Below are 20,979 nucleotides of genomic sequence, written 5' to 3'. Positions count from 1 at the left end.
GCACGGCCGCCGGCATGAAGCTTACGCCGCTCGTCGATGTCGTCCTGCGGGACGGCCGGACCATCTCGCAAAGTGGCCTGCCCTGGCTCAGGATCGAAGCGCCGGCGCGGCTGTGGGCCGGGCGTTGGGTCCGCCTCGTCTTCGAGGCCAGCCTGCTCGACCCCCTGACCCGGCCGATCCTGCGCATCGTCCGCCCAGGCGGCGAGGAGGATGTGATGCTGCCCGCTCCGTCCTTTGGTCGCGGAAGCTGGATCGGCTTCCTGCCGTCCGATACGACCGAGCTGCACCTGTCGCCGGTCGATTGGGCCGGCCCGTTCGCGTTCCGGCTGGTGAGCCTTGGCCGCGTCGGCCCATTCCGGCGGTTGGCGAGAGGCGCACGGCGCCACCCCAAGGCGGTCATGAGCGCGCTGTGGGCCGGCATGCGCGGCAATCGGCAGGTGGAGCAAACCCGGCTCAGGCGCGCGCTGGGCGCGACGCCCCTCACCATGTACGAGGCCTGGCGCCTCGAGCGCAGCCGCGCCATCGAGTGGACGGGACTCGACATGCCAGCGCCGGCTGCCCTCGGCATAGGTTTCAATCTCGTCATCATCGGGGATCCATCGAAGCATGCGGCGGCGTGGCACGACTTCCTCGCCTCCCAACCACTCAAGGGCATCGCCCTGTCATGGGCTTCCCCCCAAACCTCCCTTGCTCCCCTCCTGAACGGGATCGCGGAGGATGATCTGGTGATCGGCCTGCGGGCAGACGACCGGCTGACCGCTTTCGCCCTGGCCGCCGTTGCCCAGCGAGCCGTCGAAGACCCGGCAGCCCTCTATTATGGTGACGAGGAATGTGACGGCACGCCCCGCTTCAAGCCGGACTGGAGCCCCGTCCTCGCCCGCCATGCGGCGTTGCTCGGGCGGGCCTGGTTCGCTCGTGCCAATTGGCTGCGTCAGGCCATGCCCTCCGGCGCCACGGTCGAGGACCTGCTGTTTCGTCCGCCCGTCGACGCCCTCGTCCGGGCCGTGCATATTCGCCGCATTCTGCTCGCCACCTCGCATGCCAGCCCGGCCGTTCCTCTTCCTCCGCTCAGCCCGGCCGTCATGCTCGCCGGGGGACAGTCGCCGATGTCGACGATCATCATTCCGACCCGGGATCGGGCCGACCTGTTGTCGGCCTGCATCGGCAGCCTGCTCGACCGCACCCCGCAGGACCGTTTCGAGGTCGTCATCATCGACAATGGCAGCAGGGATCCGGATACCCTGGCCTATCTGGAGAACGTGACGAAGGACCCTCGCTTTTCCATCCTGCGCAGCCCCGGATCCTTCAATTTCGCAGCCATCTGCAACGAGGCAGCAGGGCGGGCCCGCGGTGACACGCTGGTCTTCCTGAACAACGACACCGAGATCCTGTCCGACGATTGGCTGTCCCGGCTGACGGGCTGGGCCCGGCAACCGGACATCGGGGCCGTCGGCGCGAAACTTCTCTACAAGGACGATACGCTGCAACATGGCGGCGTGGTGCTCGGCATGGGCGGGCGGGCCGCCCATTTCGAGCGGCGCCTGCCACGCACCGATACCGGCTTCTTCGGACGGCTCTCCCTGCCGCATGAATTGTCGGCGGTCACGGCCGCCTGCCTGGCGGTCTCGCGCGAGAAGTTTCACGACATCGGCGGCTTCGACCAGCACAATCTTCCGATCGACCTGAACGACATCGATCTGTGCCTGCGCCTCAACGAGCGCGGCTGGCGAACCTTGCTGGATCCGTGCGTGGTGCTGCACCATCACGAGTCCGCCTCGCGCAGCAACAAGATGCCGTCCGAGGTGCTGTACAGAAAAGAGATAGGATATTTCCGTTCGAAATGGCTCCACCTACTTAGGAACGACCCCTACTTCCATCCCGCGCTCTCGCTGGAGTGGTATAGGGCGGCCCTCGGTTGAGTGCAGTTTTTTGAGATTTTGTCTCGAGGTAGATTATTTGGACATAAATTTCGGGCTACATATTGCGGCGCAGCGATTTTAAGGTCTCATCCATGCTGAATTGCGCTATGAAGAGATGGGGGCTGGGCCATCATAGTGGCATATCGAGAAACACTGCCGACTGGAAAAGTAAATGCTATCGAGATGGCTTGGCAAGCTGCGGCGCCAATCGGTTCCCGCATTCCTATCCGAGCAGAAATCGCTAAAAGTATTTGATCGCTATGTAGTTTCGATGCCCAGCCATCAGAACGCCGTCGATGTCATCCCGGGTTGGAACAGTGGCTTTCCGCCGGAACTGGGTATTAGCGCCGGGCCGCTGGCGACCTATCTGGACCCGCGGATCGCCTGGATGATGAATCAGCACGGCCCGCTCGAGGGCAAGGTCGTCCTGGAGTTGGGACCGCTGGAGGCCGGCCATACCGTCATGCTCGAACGCGCCGGCGCCATGGTCGATGCCGTCGAGGCCAATCAGTCAGCTTTTCTGCGCTGTTTGATCACCAAGGAGATCTTCGGCCTGTCGCGGTCGCGCATCTGGCTCGGCGATTTCGTCAAATGGCTGGAGAACACCGAGAAAACCTACGATCTCATCGTCGCGTCCGGCGTTCTCTACCATGCCGACGATCCGCTGCATCTGATCGAACTGATCGCCGCGCGAACCGACGCGGTCTATTTCTGGACCCATTTCGTGGACGATGAACTCATGCCGCCATCGGATCCGAGACGAGCCGTCTTCGCCCGCCAGCCGCAGGTCCAGGATTTTCACGGCATCGCCGTGCGAACCTATCCGCGAACCTATCGCGGTGCCGCCAAACATGCCGAATTCTGCGGCGGTCCCATGGATCGGCATCGCTGGCTCAACCGCGACGATTTGCTGGCCGCCCTGCGGGCGGTCGGCTTTGCCCACATCACCTTGGAGGACGAGGATCCCGACCATCGCTACGGGCCGGCGATGTCGATCTATGCGCGGAAATAGAACGGTCGATCCCGAGATCCTCGAGCAGGCCAGCGCCCGCGGCAGGCTCGATCGGACAGGAATAACGGTGCGGATGAGCGCAATCTGGATATGAGAACGGATCTGAAGCAGCAAAAGGACGGCGAAGCCAAGGAGCTTCTGCCGCCCCCTGGCCCGGAGGAACGGCCCAGGCGGACCGGGCTTGCCTTGCGCCAGTTCGCCAATGCCACCAAGGTGTTCCGCGGGCGGAGCACAGACGTCACCGTCGTCGACGATACCCGTTCGCCCGAAGCCGTTCCCGACCTCGGTTCGCGCCAGTCCAGGCCTTATCTGTGGAGTTTCGTCCTGCTGGTGCTCATCCCGAGCATCGCCGCGTTCGTCTATTTCTTCGTCATCGCATCGGATCAGTTCCAGTCCGAAGCCCGTTTTACCGTGCGGGCCATGGAGCCGGAAATGTCGGACAAGGGCGGCGAATCGGAAACCGCGGCCACCCCGACGAGCGGCTCGATGATACCGGTAGCAACCGCCCAGAACGCGCATATCGTTGCCAACTACATCCGCAGCCGTGCCATCATCGATGACATCGGCGCGCAACTGAACATCCGCGAGATCTTCCAGCGTCCGGAAGTGGACCGCATCGCCCGCCTGTCCAATAAAGCTTCGATCGACGAACTCACCGACTATTGGCAGCGCAAGGTGGATGCCTATGTCGACCCCGTCTCCAACATCGTCACGGTGGATGTCACCGCCTTTCGCGCCGAGGATGCCCTGCGGCTGAACCAGGCCGTGCTGGCCGAAAGCGAGAAGTTGATCAATCGCATGTCGGAGCGGGCGCGGCGGGACGCGACCCAGGCCGCCGAGGCCGAAACGCGCCAGGTCTTCAAGCAGTTGCAGGACAGCCTCAAAGCGCTGCAGGACTTTCGCAACAAGGACGCGCTGATCGATCCGAGCCAACAGGGTACCCAGATCGCGACCTTGCTGATGCCCCTGATGACGGAACGGCTGAAGCTGAAGAATGACGAGGCGGTGATGGCGGCCGAGCTTCAGCCCGACGCCCCCAGCCTGCGCGTCCTGCGCAATCGCATCGCCTCCCTGGATGAGCAGATCGCGGCGTTGCGCGGACAATTGACCGGCAGCGACTCCCAGACCCTGGCCACCTCGCTTGCCAAATATGAAGAGCTCGACGTCGATCGCCTGCTCAACGAACGCAAATACGCCCGGGCACAGGCGGCGCTGGATCGCGCCGAGATCAGGGCACAGAGACAGGCCGTCTATCTGAGCATGTTCGTGCCGCCAAGCCTGCCCGAATTCGCCAAATATCCCTACCGCCTCGTCTATCCCCTGATGTTCTTCCTGTCCCTGCTGATCATCTGGGCGATCGGCGCCCTCACCTATGCGTCCGTGGAAGACCATCGGCTGTGAGCAGCGGCGACCAGCACTCCGGTTCGGCCATGCGGGTGGGAGGCCACGGTCGGTGAAACGGCTCAGGTCCCTGCTGAAATCGTTTCGTGAACGCCCGGCGATCGCAGCCGATTTCGACCCTGTCTTCTACGCCGCCCATCATCCCGATCTGCAGGGCCTGCCCAGTGCCGAGCGCCTGTGGGCCCATTATGTCGAGCATGGCCGGCGCGAAGGGCGTCCACGCAATCTCGGCGAGGCAATCGCGGAGTGGGAGCGGCGCTTTGGTCCGCTACCACCCGCCTTCGACGTCACGGCCTATCGCCTCCTCAATGAGGACCTTGCCCTCGCTTACGTGCACGACCACCAGTTCATCCGCCATTTTCTCGAGCATGGCAGGCAGGAAGGCCGCCCCTTCCTCCTCGACATGCCGACCGGCGGAACGAACGCCGTTCCCGGCGCCTGGCCAGCTCTGTTCCGCACGCCCGAATTCACGGCGATGGCCCAGGGTTGGCTGCCCTCGAGCGCCCTGTCGCGCGCCGAGGCGCTACGCATCTTCGTGGAGAGTGGCATCGAGCGCCTCGCTCCGATCAGCTTTAAGCACGGCTTCGACCCGCAGTTCTATCGCCAGACCTACGGCCAGGCCGAGGCAGCCGATGCGGCTGAGCTCTACCGGACCTGGCTCGCTGAAGGCGTTTCAGCCGGCCGCGCGCCCAACGAAACCGCATTCCTGGAGCCCTATCTCGGGGGGCGCTGCTATCCCGCGGATTTCGCCTGGCAGGCCTATCGGGCGGGGCTGCCGCCGGCTGAAAGCGCCGGGATAGCCAATCGTGCCGGGGCCTTGGCGCACCTGTTCGAACGAGGCTTCGAGACGAATGGGGACCTCGGCGACATCGCCGGTTTCGATCTCCTGGCGGCAATCGGAGACTTTCAGCTCAGGCGTGGCCGTCTCGCCCTGGCGGCCCGAGCCTATGACCAGGCCGAGGCACGCGATGCGGCCGGGTTCGACGGCTCGCTGCTCTATCGGCGCGGCAAGGCCCGACAGGCTCGATCCGCCGGCGAAGCCCTGTCCGATTTCCGCCTGGCAATCGCGCGAGACGACCATCCCTGGGATGCCGTGCAGGTAGCGATCGCCTTGTTGATCGGCGAAAACGCCTTCGAGCAGGCCCTGCACATCCTGCGCGAACAACAGGAACGCTGGAACGAGCGTGCCGACTTCCTCGCCTGCGTCCATCGCACCCTTCAGGCCTGGTTCGATCATGCGAAGGCCGGCGCGCTCGAGCTCTACGCCCTCGGGAGGCGCAAGGAAGCCGACAGCGTGATCGAGGCCGCCCTCGCCGGCATTGAGGCGGCACTCGTCGCGCTCGACCGCCTGCCGCCCGCACTGCCGCTCCCAGCCGAGGGCACCGTCATCATCCTGGCCAACCAGCAGTTGCGCCAATGCCGGCACTATCGGGTGGAGCAGAAACTGCGCCAGTTCGAACAGGCCGGCCTGCAGGCCGAGGCCTTTGACGAGACACAGGCCGAGGCGTTCATTGCCGCTCTTGCCGGCGCCAAGGCCGCACTGTTCTATCGGGTGACCGCAACGCCTGCCGTGCAACGAGCCATTCTGCATGCCCGCGCCCTCGGCTTGCCGACCTATTACGAAATCGATGATCTCCTGTTCGACGGCCGCTATTTCCCACCGGACCTGTCGACCTATGAGGGGCAGATCACGCCGCACGAGCACCTTCACCTCCAGCTCGGTGTGCCGCTCCATCGCTTCGCCATGAGGCTGTGCGACACGGCGATCGCCTCCACCTCCGCGCTCGCCGGGCACATGCAGCCGCTGGTTCGCCTGGGCAGGTCGCTGGTGCTGCCCAACGGGCTCGACGCGCGCAACGACGCCTTCCTCGCCCGCAGGCGCCAATTGCAGCCGTCCGACAAGCCGGTGACCTTGTTCTACGGATCAGGCACCAAGGCGCATAATCTCGATTTCACCCGGGAGCTTGCTCCCATTCTTCTCGACCTCCTGCGCGACTATCCGCAGTTGCGCCTGGTCGTCGCCGGTCATCTGCGGCTCGGGCCGGAATTCGCTGTTCATGCCGACCGGATCACCCGGGTCGGCTTCGTCGAGGATATCGACGAATATTGGAGTGTGCTGCAGGCCTGCGACATCAATCTCGCCGTGCTTTCGCCTGGAGAGAGCGCCGACTGCAAGAGCGAAATCAAATGGCTGGAGGCCGCCGCCTGCGCCATGCCATCCGTGGTCAGTGCCACCGCCACCTATCGCGAGGTGCTGTCGCACGGCGTCGACGGCTTTCTGGCCGAAAACGGGCAGGAATGGCGCGATTGCCTGAAGGCTCTGATCGACTCCCCCGAACTGCGGCTGGACATCGGGAACCGGGCCCGCGAGAAAGCCCGGCAGCGCTACGCACTCGACAGGGGCGCCGCCATTCTGGCCGAGACCTTCGCCCCCGCAGGACGCGCAAGCACCTCCCCGTCATCATCATCGCCTCTCAAGGTACTGGTCTGCAATGTCTTCTTCGCACCGCAAAGCCATGGCGGCGCTACCCGCGTGGTGGAGGACAATGTCGATCACCTCATCGATCATTGCCCGGATATCGAGGTCAGTATCTTCGCCAGCGACGAGGGACGCCTGCCCTATGAGAGCCTGAGCTGTGACAGCTACAGAGGCCGTCCGGTCTTCCGGGTTTCCGTCCCACCGGCCCCTCTGCGGGACTGGCAGCCCTTCAACCCGAACCACGGCAGGCAATTCCGTCGAGTGCTCGATCTCGTCCAGCCGGACATCGTGCATTTCCATTGCATCCAGCGCCTCAGCGCTTCCATCGTCGAAGCCGCGGAGCAGGCCGGGATCCCCTATCTCATCACGCTCCATGACGGCTGGTGGCTCAGCGATTCCCAGTTCTTCATCGATCGCGATGGTATCCTGCGGCTGCCGGGTGAGAACCCGTTCGACACCTGCGCCGTCGAGGGGGTCAGCCTGCCGCAGTCGGTCGCGCGTCGCCAGGCACTGGCCGCGCTCCTGGGTAAGGCCGCGGCAGTGCTCGCCGTGTCGCAGTCCTTTGCCGCCCTCCATCGCGATGCCGGCATCGTCACAGCGGAGGCGCTGGAAAATGGCGTGCCCGCGCTGGAGCTCCATCCGCGCCGCCGCAGAACGGACGGCCGTCTCGCCCTTGGGCATCTGGGTGGCCGCTCGATCCAGAAAGGCGCCACCCTTGTCGAGGCCGCTCTCCGCAAAGGCCGTTTCGAGCGCCTGGCCCTGACCATGATCGATCACACCCTCGCACCGGATGAACGCCTGCCCACCTGTTGGGGCGCCACGCCGGTTCTCCTGCGCGGCCCCTGCCCTCCGTCAAAGGTGGCGGCGCTCTATGCCGAGCTCGACACGGTGCTGGCGCCTTCGGTCTGGCCGGAGAGCTTCGGCCTGGTCGCCCGCGAAGCGGCCTCGCTGGGCCTGCGCGTGGTGGCCTCCGACAGGGGAGCGATCGGCGAATGCATCCGCCTGCCCGAGCAAGGCGTGGTCATCGATGTCTCCAGCGATGCGGCGCTCACCGAGATCCTGGGGGCGATGAACGCCAATCCCGAGGCATGGCGGGCCGGATCCCCTCCAGCACAAGGCCTCCTGCGCAGGGCTGCAGACCAGGGCCGCGAACTGGCGGATCTCTATCGTGCCATTGCGCTGCGCTGAACGCAGCGCAATGGCCCGTCTCAAGCCAGCCGGCGACGAATGACCCCGACCAGGCCGATACAGATGAACCAAGCCAGGATCGAGCCCAGCAGGACCACGCCGATACTGAGCCAGCGGCGCGGATAACGCGGTTCCTCGGCCTCGGCCGGCATTTCCACGGTATGCAGATAGAGCATTTTACGTTCGCTGTAGATGCGCGCCATGTTCAGACTGATCGAGGCCTGGGCATAGCGTTTTTCCGCGATCTTCTGCTCGAGATCGAGATTGGCGAAGAGGCTGAGCTTCTGGGACAGGGCGCCCTTGTCGCCCTGCTGCTGCATCGTGGTGATGCGGTTCTGCACGCCCTTCACCTGCTCCTTGAGCGAGGCGATCCGCTGGGCCGCCAAGCGCATCTGGGGCGCATCGGCGGCAACATAGGCCGAGCGGGTCGCATATTCCGACTGCATCGTCAGCAACTGGCCCTCGAGCTGGGTCAGGAGCGTGCCCAGATTCTTGCTCTCTTCCTTGATGTCGAAGATCCCTTCGGCGTTACGGGCCTTCTCATAGGCGACGCGCGTGGTCTTGAGAGCCTCCCCGGCCAGCTGCAGATCCCGCTCCGACGCCGAGACGGTGTCCTTGAACATGCGCTCGTTGAGCTGGTTGATCATTGCCTCGCATTGCTGGATCACTGCGGTCGCGATCGTCTTCGCATCCGCGGCGCTGAACGCCCGCACGCGGAGCGTGACGATACCGGACGGCATGGACACCGCAGCCGAGGAGCGCCGTGTCCAATAATTCGTGAATTTCTCGATCGGCAACGCCGCATTGAAGCGGGAGAAACGGTCGATCTTGTCCGAGCTGTAATATTTACGCAGATCGATGGAGTCTTGCAGCTTGGCCACCAGGGCCTGGCTTTCGGCATAGGACACCACGATCATCGTATCCTGCACGATCGCGATCGGCGGCAGGCCGGTAGCCGAGCCGAGATCGTCCATCTTGGGCAGGGCACCGCTGGAGACCGTGAATTTGGCGATCGATTCATACTGGTCGGAAGCGATGAAGCCGAAATAGGCTATCGACGCGATATTGGGCAGAACCACGACGAGAACGAGCAGAACCAGGCGGATAATGCGCTCGCGCGCCCGCCGGCGCAGGCCCTGTGCCCCATAGAAGGCCTGTTTCGACCGGCTGGAGAAACGGGCACGACGCGAGGCATCGGACAGTGCCTTCGAGACGGACCGCACGCGTTCGATCGACCTGCTTTGCCGATCGTCGATTTCAGTCTGGATATCGTTCATCGATCCGTCAGCGGTTCAAACGGTTGTACATGGCAATGGCGTCGGGCACGTTCGGGTACATGGTCAGCCGGCCATCCGCCAGGACGCCGCCTCGGTCGCAAAAGGTCGAGATCGTCCCCATCGAATGAGAGACCACGATGAGGCCGGCATTCTTGCGCCGCTCGTCGAAGGCCTGGCGGCAGCGCAGCTGGAACTTGGCATCGCCGACGGCGATGATCTCGTCGATGAGATAGACGTCGAACTCGATCGCCATCGACAGGGCGAAGGCAAGTCGGGCCGCCATGCCGGAAGAATAGGTCTTGATGGGCACGTCGAGATAGTCGCCGAGTTCGGAGAAATCCTCCACGAAGCGGGCTGCCTTGGCAATGTCGGCGCCATAGGCCCTGGCGACGAAATGCACGTTCTCGCGGCCCGACATGGCGGGATGAAAGCCGCCTCCAAATCCGATCGGCCAGGATATGCGGACGGAGCGGCGGATCTTGCCGCCATTGGGCATCTCCGTCCCCGCAATCAGCCGCAGCAGAGTGGATTTCCCCGCCCCGTTCACGCCCATGAGGCCGTAGGCGTAGGATGTATCGAAGATCATCGAGACACGGTCGAGGATCATCTTTCGATGTTTCTCGACCTTGTAGTACTTCGTCACATTGCTGAGTTGAATCATGTCGACCGAAGAACTGCCATCCAGGATTGACGCCCCGTCCCTCGCGGACGGTGACACCATATCAGCTTCACGCCCAATTCACTATTCAAATGGCCGGGCATCGGCATCACTGCGACCGATGGAGGGCAGGCAGGACCTGCGACAGGGCTTCCCTATACCTGTCCTCATTGTGCTCTGATTGGAGCCTGTCGCAGCAGCCTTGCCGGAGACGATGCCACAACTCTTCGGAACGGTAGAGCCGGACGATCGCAGCGGCGAACCCCTCCGTGTCATCGACTGATACGGACAACACTTCCCGCTCGTTGCTCCAGCCAAGCTGCCCGAGAAGCAGGTCGGTGATCACGGCGGGCACACCGAACGAGGCCGCTTCATAGACCTTGTAGGGCGTCCCGGCAGCAAAGCGCGTCGGCGCGATGGCAATGCGACAGCTATCGTAGATCGGAGCGAGATCGGCCACGGGCCCGTGCCAGGTGACCCGGCTATGCGACAGGAAACGGTCGAGGGCCAGGCCGGGGGCGACATGCCCGACCAGGTTGAGCCGGGTTTCCCAGCCGAGTTCCGCCTCGACGCGCGGCAGGATTTCCTCGATGAACCAGTTCAATGAATCGTAGTTGGGCGTGTTCTCGGCATAGAGGCTGCCGACGAAGAGGAGGCCGGCCCGATCCTGGAAGCTGCGAGGGGTCGGGGTGACGGGCCGGTAGGTTCCCACCACCCTGGCATGGGGGAAGCCGAATTTGTGCAGCACGGCGGCTTCGGACGGGCTGACGGTGACGATCTCCTGGCAGAAATGGCCGTGCTCGAATTCCCGCGCCATGGCCTCGCCGAGATCGAAGGGCCTGTTTTCACGCTTTGCCTGCAGTTCCTCCCGCAGCGAGAAGACCGCTTCCGTATCAAGGACGACGCTCGTCTTGTTCGGATTGAGATTGAGATCTTCAAGATATCTATAAAGAAAATTCAGATTGTGAGCGCGGCAAATCCAGATACAATCAAAATAATTCTTTCGATCATTAATGAATTTATTGAAGTCATGATGATTGAGATCGTGAATGATCTCGACGCTATCAGGAAAATCCGCATAGATTTCGGCAATCGGCGCTGCAGTCCCGTGGACCGGAAAGACCGTCACCTGATAGCCCATCCCCGCCATCACGCGGATGAGGTCGTTGCTGCGGACCGCACCGGCTCCCAGGCTGCGCAGCGGAATATAGTCCTCGACATAGAGGATCTTCGGCTGGGTCTTGCCGGCAAAACGCGCCTCCAGCAGGGCTTCCGGCGTGTTCGGAAAACGATGCTTCAATGCCTGCAAATGTTTGGCATGGAAAGCCTTCTGGTTCTTGTGCATCAGCCCGAAAGCGGCGCCCGAGTCACGCGAGCTGCCATATTCGTAATGGTAGACCACCACATTGGGATCGTAGACGACGCGGTAGCCTTCCTTCCACACCTGCAGGCAGAGGTCGGCGTCTTCGTAGTAGGCCGGGGCGAATTGCGGATCGAAGCCGCCGATCTGTGCAATCAGATCGGCGCGCGCCATCAGGAAGACCCCGGAGACGAAATCGACGTCGCGGACGAAATTCGCTTCCGGGCTGAGCGGCGCCCAGTCCCGCATATAGCCGTTGGTCTTGCCGTCCCGCCAGATGATGCAGCCGGCCTCCTGCAGCTTTTCATTGGTGCGGATCACCTTCGCGCCGACCACGCCGATCTGCGCATCGGCCTCCAGCCGCGCCAGGGCGGCGGCGATCGCCCCGGTGGAAAGCCTCACATCATTGTTCAGGAACAGGATGGCGGGGGCATTCGCATGCAGAAGCGCGCTGTTGCAGGCATGAATGAAGCCGATATTGGTCTCGAAGCGCAGATGGACCATGCCCCTGACATAGCGCTGGATCTGCTTGACCTCGTCCGTCGAACCCGAGTCGACCAGGATGAGCTGGATCCCGCCGGCGTAGTTGTCCCGTAGTGACGCCAGGGTCATCAAGGTCATGGCCAGGTGGTTGTGCACCACCACGATGACGCAGACATCGGCGCGGCCTTCGACGGTGAAGTCGATCGGCCGGCGCGCATGCTGGGGAGCCATGTTCTCGGCATGGCTGAGAAACAGGGCGCGGGCCTGCTTCTCCGGCACGTCGATCGGGGCGCCGGTCGGCGCGAAGGGCAGCCCCTTCAGGAGACCGACGGTGAGGAGATGGGCGAAGGGATCGGCGACTTTGGCCAGTTCTGCATTGACCACCACGCTGGAGCGGCGGGCCCAATAATATTGCAGATTGATATAGTTGGTCGGGTTGCGCAGCTCATGTTGGCCATAGCGCAGGAAATGCAGATAGGCATTGCGGAACCACTTGCCCCGGCCGATGACCTTCTCGATGTCGCTATAGCGTTCGATATAGAAACGCTCGCGGAAATATTCGAGCGGATCGAAAGACGATGGATCCGGGTTCGACAGATAGTGATGCAGAGCGCCTTTGAACTGCTGCTCCGCAACGGCCTGCTCGACCTCGGGATAGTGCAGACAATACCAGGCGGCATCGAAATAGGGCGAGGTGGGGACATCCCCCCTGCCCTCGTCGATCCAGGCCAGATAATGCTGGAATGCGCCCATGCCGCTCGGGACGGGCTGGCCGACAATGTCGGCCATGTGCCGGCGATAGATTTGCGGCGAGAACAGCAGATGGGCCTGCCGCCCTTCCTGGGCACCCCTTTTCAGATAGTGGTCGTAGAGATTGGCAAAGCCCCCCTTGATCAGGGCGGCATCGGTCAAATCCGCGTAGAGCTGGCGATAGAACCCCGGTTCGAACAGCCAGTGTGCGGAGCGCTCGTTGCGCCCGCTCTGGCAATAATGCTCGAAACCGCAGGTGATCCGCCCCTCGGCGATCGCCTGGGCCACCTGCTCATGCTCGGAAACGTAGAAAGCCTCGTCGAAATAACGATTGGGCGAGTGCCCGAGCTTCATGCCCTGGGTGAGATAGAACTCCAGGGGATCCGCCTCTTCGGCGGCAATGGGATAGGTTCGCCGATACCAGTCCGGGTCGAACCGGCCCCATAACGGCCCGCCTCCGCCGGCCGAACCCGTGAGCGTGTCCAGAACCACCCCTTCCAACGCCTTCCACTCCCCCAATATCCGGCAGCGCCTGAGCAACGCCTCTCGGAAAAACGAGCTTCTTCTACAACTCTTTGTTTCTGCTTGTCTTTGTGGCTTCGAGCGACGTCATCGGGCGCAAAGATCAAGCTTCATCTGGTGCCACTTCCCTTGGTGCTGCCGAAATCGGCAAAGAAGGTCTTGCGCTTGCCCTTCAGCCAGTCGCGATCCTCCTGGCTGGCATCCTCGTCTTCGACGAAGTCGCCGGTCATGAAATAGGGCCAGGGCTCCTGTTCGGGCGCGCGCTTGAGAATGTCGCGGTAGATCGCGATCAGGTCGCGCGCCTGGTCCGCGGCGGTGCGGGGCTTGACGGCCAGGGCCGGCGGCGAAGCGAGATAGCGCTCGGGGGAAGCGTTGATCTCTTCGAGCGTACTCAACAAAGGTTCGATCGTGGCGACGTCGAGCACCCAGCCATTGACGCCATGCTCGATGCCCTCTCCGATCGCCCCGCGGTCGGAGGCGATCACCCACAGGCCGGCGGACGTGGCTTCGCGCGAGACCAAGCCGAAGCTCTCGGGCCAGACCGAGGGCACCAGCAGGACGTCCTGCTGCGCGTAGAGCGTGTGCATGTCTTCCTGCTTGGTCTTGCCGACGAAGCGGACCAGCGTCTCGCCCCAACGCGTTTCCAGGACCGGCCCGCCGAAGCGCTGATGATCGACGATCGTCAGTTCGAGATTGGCAAAGCGCCCCTGCTTGAAGGCGGCCTGCACGAGGTGGAAGCCCTTGTGGTGGGTTTCGCCACTGACCTGGACCAGGCGTACCTTGCCATTGGGGGAGCGGGTCTTCCTGACGCGTTCCATCGCCGGCACGCCATTGGGCACCGAACGCGCTGCGGGGTAGCCGGCGCGATGCATGATCTGGGTGAACGCATCCGAGACCCCCAGGATGGCGGCGGAGCGTTCGAGCAGGATGCGCAGGCGACGGCGGCGTTCGAGCGAACGCCCGATCGATTTGCCGAAGGGAGGCCTGGAGGGCAGAGCCTCCTCCGGCTCGACCGGCGCGCCGGTGATATCGGTCAGGAAGTTGTAATCGGAGACCCACCAGCCGTCATGGACGGTGTTGATATAGGGCACGCCTGCCCGGATGCAGGCGGTCATCAGCGAGGCACTCCCCCGCTGCGGGGAATGGATATGCACCAGATCGGGCCGCCAGAATTCCAGCACGCGGGCGAAGAGCTGGCCATAGCGCTCGTTGAAGGGCCGCCACTCCTGGATGTCCTCGATCGGGGAATTGGCCCGGAAGACCGGGATGCCCTTATAGTTCTCGACCCGCAGCTGGTAGGGCCTGCGGTTGTCATTGTCCGACGTCATCACCGCAAAATCACATTCGGTGGCGAAGTTCGAGCCGATGAAGCTGTCGATATTGTCCCTGATGACGCGGGTCGAGCCACCGATGGTCTGCGGCGGAAAGAAGATGTTGAAGAACAGGATGCGCTTCTTGCGCCGGGAAAGCTGCAGCCGGGTGTCGCTGCGATTGAAGGCGGGCGCCAGCAGCTCCTTGAACCGTTCGGCATTGCGCTCGAGGCTGTGGAAGCTCACGGCCTTGGCGCGCGCCGCCTCGGCCATGGCCTGACGGCGCTCGGGCGAGCGGATCAGGGTCTCGAGCGCGGTTTCCCACTCCTCGGGCGTACGCGCGAGAAAGGCGTCGACACCGTCTTCGAGCACTTCCTCATAGCGATGGGTGGCGCTGACCACCGAAGGCACGTTGAAGGCGGCGGCCTCCAGCCACTTGATCTCGCTCTTGCCGTTGGTGGTCGGCGCCGGCACGAGCACGGCCATGTTGACGTCGGCTTCGGCCAGCAAGGACCAATAGGACTGCACGTCCTTGGTCCATTCGAGCTGGGTGATACGCTCGCGCACCGCATCGAAACGTTCATCAAGCGACAGATAGCCCACCACCATCAGGCGCACATTCGGGTGGCGCTCCATCAGGTTCAGCAACGGCCCGCCGACGAGATCGAGGAAATCGCTGTTATGCGCCTTGGTGCCCGAGCCGTAGAACAGCACGACGTCATCGTTGCGCCGCACGCGCGGAATGCGCTGCTGGAAATGGTCGGCGTCATGGCTGTCGATGCCGTTGGGCAGGACGAAGCAGCGGCCGGTGCGCACCAGCTTTTCCATGTAGCCGGCGAGCAGGGTCGTGGAGGCGATGCCATAGTCGCACATCGCAAGCGCCGCCCGGAACAGGGGCACCCCCATCTGCAGCGAATGATAGAAGCTCTTGCTGACCGAGGCGCCATAGGTCTCGATCGGCTCGGGATAATGGGTGCCGTCGAAGATCAGGTCATCGATGTCGTAATAGCTGGGGATGCCGAGCGCCCGGCAGATCGAGATCGCCCGGATGTTCGACGGCAGGGCCGGCAGGCGATAGAAGATGGCGGCGCTGGCCCCCGGCATGGCCGTGATGAAGTCATCCACCTCCGCCTGGGTGTAGACTTCCAGCTTGAGGCCGGCCACCTTGGCGATCTCGATCTTCTGGGTCACGCGATATTGCGTGCATTGCCGCAAATCGACATTGGCCAGCATCACCACGCGCTGATCGGGCGTTGCCGGCAGCGGCGGGCCGGGCGGATCGAAGGTGTTCCACCAGCTTGCGATGTCGGCGACCACCTTGGTCATGACATCGTCCGCTTCCTGGCGGCGCTCCTTGGCATAGAGTTCCTCGGCCGCCATCCAGGCTTCCCGGAACGCGGCATCGATGGTCTGGCGCAGCGCCTCGCGCCAACGGATGTCGCCGCCGGAAGCCGTCCTGGTCTGGAGAAGCACCTCCACGGCCTGCTCGGGCTCGCGCAGCTTCAAGGCAGCCTCGATCGCCTTGACGGCGGTCTGGACCTGGATCGAGCCGGCGTCGATGGCCTGGCGATAAAGGGGTAGCGCCTCCTCCCACTTTTCCCGCGCGGCCAGGCAATCGGCCCAGCGCTCCCGTTCCACCGGTCCAAGCGGGCCCTTGCGGTCGAGGAAGGCATAGAGGCTGGCCGCACGGTCGGGATTGCGCGCCTTCAAGGCGCCTGCCAGGGCCAGCAGGAAGTCCTGGCCGCCGCTCGGCCCGAGCGGAATCTCATGCGCCGGGATCGCGTCGTTGACGGTGAGATGATAGAGCAGGTCCCAGCGATGCTTGGGCGTCACGCCGGGCCGGCTGCCATAGGCCCGCCAGTCGAACCCGGCCGGATATTCGAGCAAGGCAAGGCCGTGCAGCTTGAGATGTTCGGCGGCATTGCCGGGCACCTTGGCTTTCAGACCGGTAAACAACCAATATTGATAGAGTTCGGCCGACGTCTTGCCGGCCTGCGCCGGATTGGCATCGGCAAAATAGACCGGATCGAAGGCGTGCACGAAGGAGATCGGCGCCAGGCGCTCGAATCCTTCGCGGATCATCGCCTGCAGGGCCTCCTGCTTGTTGGCGGCCTCCCCGACCCAGCGCGAGTTGAGAAGGTTGAACTCCTCCAGGTTGAGGAAGCGCAGCCAATACCCGTCCTGCAGCCCCTCGCTCTGCGCGAGCTGGTCCAGCGTTGCGACCGCGCCGGCCGGTTTGCCGATGGATTGATAATGCTCCAGCAGGGCGTCGTTCGGTATCTGGATGCCCTTGAAATAGAGGGCACGGTAGAGATCGGCATCGAACTGGTAGGGAACGCGCCCTTCCTTGCGGCCATGCAGCAGGAAGTGCCTGGCGGCCGCATAGGACGAACCGAGGGAGGAGAGGTCGGAATAGCGCTCGATATATTCCTTCCAGTCGAACAGCTCCGGCAATTTGCCATGCTCGGCTTCGAGCTCGGCAATGTAGTGGCCGATACCCTTCTCGCTATAGAGACGACCTTCCGCCGCCCCATGGCTGGCATAGTGCTTTTCGGCCCTGGCCTGCGAGAAGGATTGCAGATCGGTGTGGGCGCTGACGTAGACCTGCCAGTCGAAATCACTCGGTAGATTGAGGTCCGGATTGGCCTGATGCCCCGACGACGCGAAAGAAGGCATCTTCTTGATCGGCGCCAATTTTGTCCAGAAACGAGAGCTCTTGCCCATACTACACCGGTATTCAAACACGCTTTTGGTTCCGATCGCGGCGGCCGGTCAGTACCGGTCCTGCATCCGCGTCTCGGGCGGTAGAGACACCCCACCAAACGGGGAGGCTTAGCCAAATGGCAAAACAATCATCCTTGGGCTTCAAGCTCCTGATCAAGACCTACATCGATACGTCGAACACATTACTATCTGTTGACGATCGACGTCGCCATGACAATTACATCTTGGTCCAGCACGACATGTGGTTTGTGGATATAGTGCCACGGGAAATCGCAGGGGCGAAAAAAGACTGCAGGCGATTCGGCTCCTGCCCGTTGTCCTCTTCCGGCTGGTGATCTTCATCGGTTCGGCAGCAAATATCACGCAATTTCACGAGCCGGATCGCGCGATAAAAACTGCAGAGGGGAAACACCGTCCGTCATGAATACAGCAATGAATGCATCATTGCGGCGATTCCACCTTGTCTTTCGAAAACTTTTGCCAGCCACGCACGCTCCCGCTACGCCACCGCGTTTCGGCCGGCCGAACCATCGGCTGCACTGCCGCCCTCGCTCGGATCGACCCGGTAGGCCGACAGTTTTGTGTGAAGGTGGATCTCGATCAGGACCGGGGCGGAGCCGTCATAATCCAGCAGGTCGGCAGGCAGATCGGCATCCCCGTTCGACCAGCGCCACATGACCTGCCCCTCGCGTTCGCAGGCATAAAATCCGTGTTCCAGCCTGGGATGGTCGAGCGCGACCTCGCGAAGGCCATGCTCGCCGCGCAGGCAGATGCGCCCGACAGCCACGCCGAGCACACGCTCATCGTCCTCCACAGCTTCGACCTGGCCGGATCGCGAGACGAGGCGCGCCTGCCTGAAGTCCGGCGGCACGACAAAGGTATGAATGGCGCCTTCGATCGAGACCGGCCGACATTCGCGTTGATCGAACCAGAGGCGCAGGGCAGGATCCCCCACCATCCTGGGATCCGCCGTTTCGGCCGGAGGCAAGGAATCCAACATGTCCCTACCCTTCATGGCCCGGAGGTGACAGGAGACAGGCCTGAGGGCCGGGGCGAATGCAACGGCTTCGCAAAACTGACCGACACCAGGCAATCCCTTCCGAGGTTAGGAGCCAACCCGTCGCTCGCAGGCGGCGGCGGCGCGGCGGCGTTAATACCTATTTTGATTCTATATAATTCTACTTTTGGCTAATCCAGCCCATTTCTGGAATGGCAATGCGATGCCCGGGGACGCTCTGGCCGGTCGGCATGGCAAGGCTGCAGCATTCTCCGCCGAAGCCGGCAGGTTTTCGGCTGGGAAACCGTTCAAAAAAAGAGGAGTCCTGCACCGGGAACGAGACGAGGAGCTTGCATCTCACCCAGGCGCGGACGCCTCATCCATCATCGGATTCGCGCTGATTCGTCTGGCGTTCCAGCCATTTCTGCGCGCTCAGCTTCCGGCTCGGGCTGAGCATGCGATAGAGCGCGATGAGATCGGCCTCGTCGGGCGACAGGGTGGTCTCGATACGCTCTTCGGCGAGCCCGTTCAGCAAAGTGTCTTCCCCGACACCCAACGCCTGGCACAAAGCCGTCAGATGCTTGTTGACGCTGCCCTCTCGCCCGGTTTCCCAGAAGGCGACCGCCGCACGCGAAACCTCGACCGCATCGGCAAGCTGCTGCTGGGTCATGCCGGCGGCCTGCCGCAATGCCCGGATCCGTTTTCCAAGTTCGGCGCTGGGTGAAACCTTCTGTCCCGCCTCGGCATCCTGATCGGTCAATTCAGCGCCGTTCTCGGCAATCCAGCGCCGGAACGCACTGCGGGAGGCCTCCTGCGGCGCATCATCGGCCGATTGCGACGCCAGGCGATAGAGCACCTTGCCCTTGAAGACGTCGACGACGATTCGCTGGGAATCCTCGCGACCGGAAGACATCCAAACCTGGCCAGGCTGCAGGATCGTGGCGTAGCGCATGCCCCTGAAAAGCATGTCAGCCAGCCCTGTTCAAGGGCTGGCTGATTCTTGTCGTCGATATTGTCAGCCGTTCAGCGCGGCATCCACGGCGGCGTCAGCCTCGACCACATAGGGACCGGCAGCCACGATCTGCAGGCCCAGCATGGCGATCGCGTTGGGGGCGCGCTCGCCGAGCGGCAGCACGGCATCGCCATCCGTCCAGCGGCGAGACCCTTCCGGCACCGACCAGCCGCGCAGAGTGCGGGTGGTCAGATGGGTGTCGATCTCGCGGCGGACATTGCCGTCCTGCAGCGTGACGGCGCCGACGAGCACGCCGAGGAAACGGCGGTCATCGACATAGGGCCCGATCGTATCGGCCGGACGGCTGGCGCGCGAGACGATGCGCACCGACCGCACATTCGAGGGGATCATGAACAGGGCCATGCCATCGGCTTCGCGGGCCTGGCGGATGACCCGGCCGCTCTCGGTGACCAAGTGCAGATCGGCTTCGCGGGTCAGTTCGACCGGCTGCGACTGCACCGGATCGTTGCGCAGGGCCGCCCGGGCCTCGATGGCGCGGAAGATCGGCTCCACGAAGGCGCGCTCGACGCAAAGCGGCGCCGCGGCATCGACTGACCAGTCCTTGGCCTTGCCGGGGAACGGCACCACGCCGTGCTGGGCAACGAAGTTCTTGCGGTTGCCCGTGTCGAGATAGCTCTCGGAGAGCATGCCGTTGGCATGGATGATGCCATGCTGGGCCAGCTCGACATGGTAATAGGTGTAGGTCTGGAAGGAGCGGTCATAGAAGATGCTCCGGCCATTGACCAGCATGCGGATCGGCACCAGCTTGCCTTCGAAAAAGAAGCTATGCTCGGCCGTGACCAGCAGATCCTGATAGGGCACGCCTTCGGCGATCGCATCCTTGAGGATGCGGACGGGATAGCCGCCCATATCCATGGGATACACCGGGTTGCTCAAGACATGGCCCGAGCCGATCCAGGTCACCGGGCGCAGTTCGTCCTTGCCGTCGATGGAAACGAAAACCTCGTCGCCGACCTGGATATTCTCGATCGCAACTTCGCCAGTGGCCGTGCGGATGAGCGAGCCAGCGAGGAAGCAGACAACGGCCAAGTCGGTGATAGTCAGGCTCGTGCCGTCACCACTAATGGTCAGTGGACCTGGATCGCCAGGGGTGTAGGTGCCGGTGTTGAGCGTCTGGCCTGCGATATTGGCTTGCGCGATGATGTTGCCGTTGGCATCACGAACCACAATGCTCTGTCCGCTACCACTATTCGAAATCTGATAGGTAGCTGCCGCAGCCGAAGTATTCTGGAACTCCAGATGGTTCAGACCATTGTTCGTCGCGAAACCATTGATAGTCGTGCTGGACAGATCGATCAGCGTGCCGCCGCCGTTGACGGTAAAGGTACCGCCGCCGGGACCATAATTGATAGTCGAACTCGTCAGCACATTGGCAAGGTTATTGCCATTGCTGAAGCTGCCACCATCCGTCAGATTGACCGTCGTGCCGCTCAACGCATTGGCGACGATACCGTTGGACATGGTAGCGCTGCCGCCGTCGACATTCAGCACCAGACCGCTCAGGGCATTGGCACCCGAATTGATCGTGGCCGTACCGCCGACATAGATCGTGTTGGGCGTCAAGGTCGCCAGGCTGACGACGATGTTAACCTGCCCCGTTACGCCGGGGACCACCGCGTAAGTACCGCCAAGAAGCGCATTAACAATGCTGGTCGTGCCGCCGTTGGTCGTAACAATATTACCAGTCGGTACATTGCTGACGGTAACAGGGCTGCTCGCACCGCCTGAAATGTCGATGTCACTCTGCCCGAGAATATTCGGATCGCCGACGGTATAGCTTACACCGCCTGAATTTGGACCGTAGGTTGTAGGCATTCATTCCTCCTGCATCCGTCGGAATTCCGGCCTGTCCCCCACGGCCACCCG

Annotated in this window: 11 protein-coding genes; 4 read left to right on the top strand and 7 right to left on the bottom strand. The window is 63.0% G+C overall.

What is annotated here, in order from left to right; translation table 11 throughout:
• Nucleotides 1-14 precede the first annotated feature (14 nt).
• The 4 genes from ABXS05_RS21675 (at nucleotide 15) to ABXS05_RS21660 (ending at nucleotide 7,999) form a co-directional block, all read left to right on the top strand.
• Entirely contained in the window at nucleotides 15-1,919 is a 1,905-nt protein-coding gene (locus ABXS05_RS21675) for a glycosyltransferase family 2 protein (protein ID WP_367625361.1), read from the top strand.
• A 271-nt stretch (nucleotides 1,920-2,190) separates the two neighbouring features.
• The gene (locus tag ABXS05_RS21670) at nucleotides 2,191-2,931 is read left to right on the top strand and encodes a class I SAM-dependent methyltransferase (protein ID WP_367625360.1); all 741 of its coding nucleotides are present in this window, start codon (nucleotides 2,191-2,193) and stop codon (nucleotides 2,929-2,931) included.
• 90 nt (nucleotides 2,932-3,021) lie between these two features.
• On the top strand, nucleotides 3,022-4,332 hold the full coding sequence (locus ABXS05_RS21665) for a KpsE/RkpR family capsule polysaccharide export protein (RefSeq protein ID WP_311933016.1): 1,311 nt from the start codon (nucleotides 3,022-3,024) through the stop codon (nucleotides 4,330-4,332).
• 52 nt (nucleotides 4,333-4,384) lie between these two features.
• Nucleotides 4,385-7,999: a glycosyltransferase gene (locus ABXS05_RS21660; RefSeq protein WP_367625359.1), complete on the top strand. Its 3,615-nt coding sequence runs from the start codon at nucleotides 4,385-4,387 to the stop codon at nucleotides 7,997-7,999.
• A gap of 20 nt (nucleotides 8,000-8,019) precedes the next feature.
• Here the strand turns inward: ABXS05_RS21660 and ABXS05_RS21655 are convergent, their stop codons facing one another.
• From ABXS05_RS21655 to ABXS05_RS21625, 7 genes are all read right to left on the bottom strand, one after another.
• Nucleotides 8,020-9,276, bottom strand: a complete 1,257-nt coding sequence (locus tag ABXS05_RS21655) for a KpsE/RkpR family capsule polysaccharide export protein (protein WP_311933012.1) — start codon at nucleotides 9,274-9,276, stop codon at nucleotides 8,020-8,022.
• 7 nt (nucleotides 9,277-9,283) lie between these two features.
• Complete coding sequence (locus tag ABXS05_RS21650) at nucleotides 9,284-9,937, bottom strand: ABC transporter ATP-binding protein (RefSeq protein ID WP_311933010.1); 654 nt, start codon at nucleotides 9,935-9,937, stop codon at nucleotides 9,284-9,286.
• 106 nt (nucleotides 9,938-10,043) lie between these two features.
• Nucleotides 10,044-13,019, bottom strand: coding sequence for a glycosyltransferase (locus ABXS05_RS21645; protein ID WP_367625476.1), 2,976 nt, complete (start codon nucleotides 13,017-13,019; stop codon nucleotides 10,044-10,046).
• A 140-nt stretch (nucleotides 13,020-13,159) separates the two neighbouring features.
• Nucleotides 13,160-17,035, bottom strand: coding sequence for a glycosyltransferase (locus tag ABXS05_RS21640; protein ID WP_367625358.1), 3,876 nt, complete (start codon nucleotides 17,033-17,035; stop codon nucleotides 13,160-13,162).
• 547 nt (nucleotides 17,036-17,582) lie between these two features.
• The gene (locus tag ABXS05_RS21635) at nucleotides 17,583-18,083 is read right to left on the bottom strand and encodes a hypothetical protein (protein ID WP_367625357.1); all 501 of its coding nucleotides are present in this window, start codon (nucleotides 18,081-18,083) and stop codon (nucleotides 17,583-17,585) included.
• 373 nt (nucleotides 18,084-18,456) lie between these two features.
• Nucleotides 18,457-19,047 (bottom strand): helix-turn-helix domain-containing protein, encoded by a 591-nt coding sequence (locus tag ABXS05_RS21630; RefSeq protein WP_311933004.1) that lies wholly within the window; start codon nucleotides 19,045-19,047, stop codon nucleotides 18,457-18,459.
• 48 nt (nucleotides 19,048-19,095) lie between these two features.
• Nucleotides 19,096-20,928 (bottom strand): Hint domain-containing protein, encoded by a 1,833-nt coding sequence (locus ABXS05_RS21625; RefSeq protein ID WP_367625356.1) that lies wholly within the window; start codon nucleotides 20,926-20,928, stop codon nucleotides 19,096-19,098.
• Nucleotides 20,929-20,979: the final 51 nt, after the last annotated feature.

Source organism: Labrys neptuniae (assembly GCF_040797145.1).
GTDB lineage: Bacteria > Pseudomonadota > Alphaproteobacteria > Rhizobiales > Labraceae > Labrys > Labrys neptuniae.
Note: the sequence above shows the minus strand (reverse complement) of the source record. Positions and strands in the feature narration are given on the sequence as shown.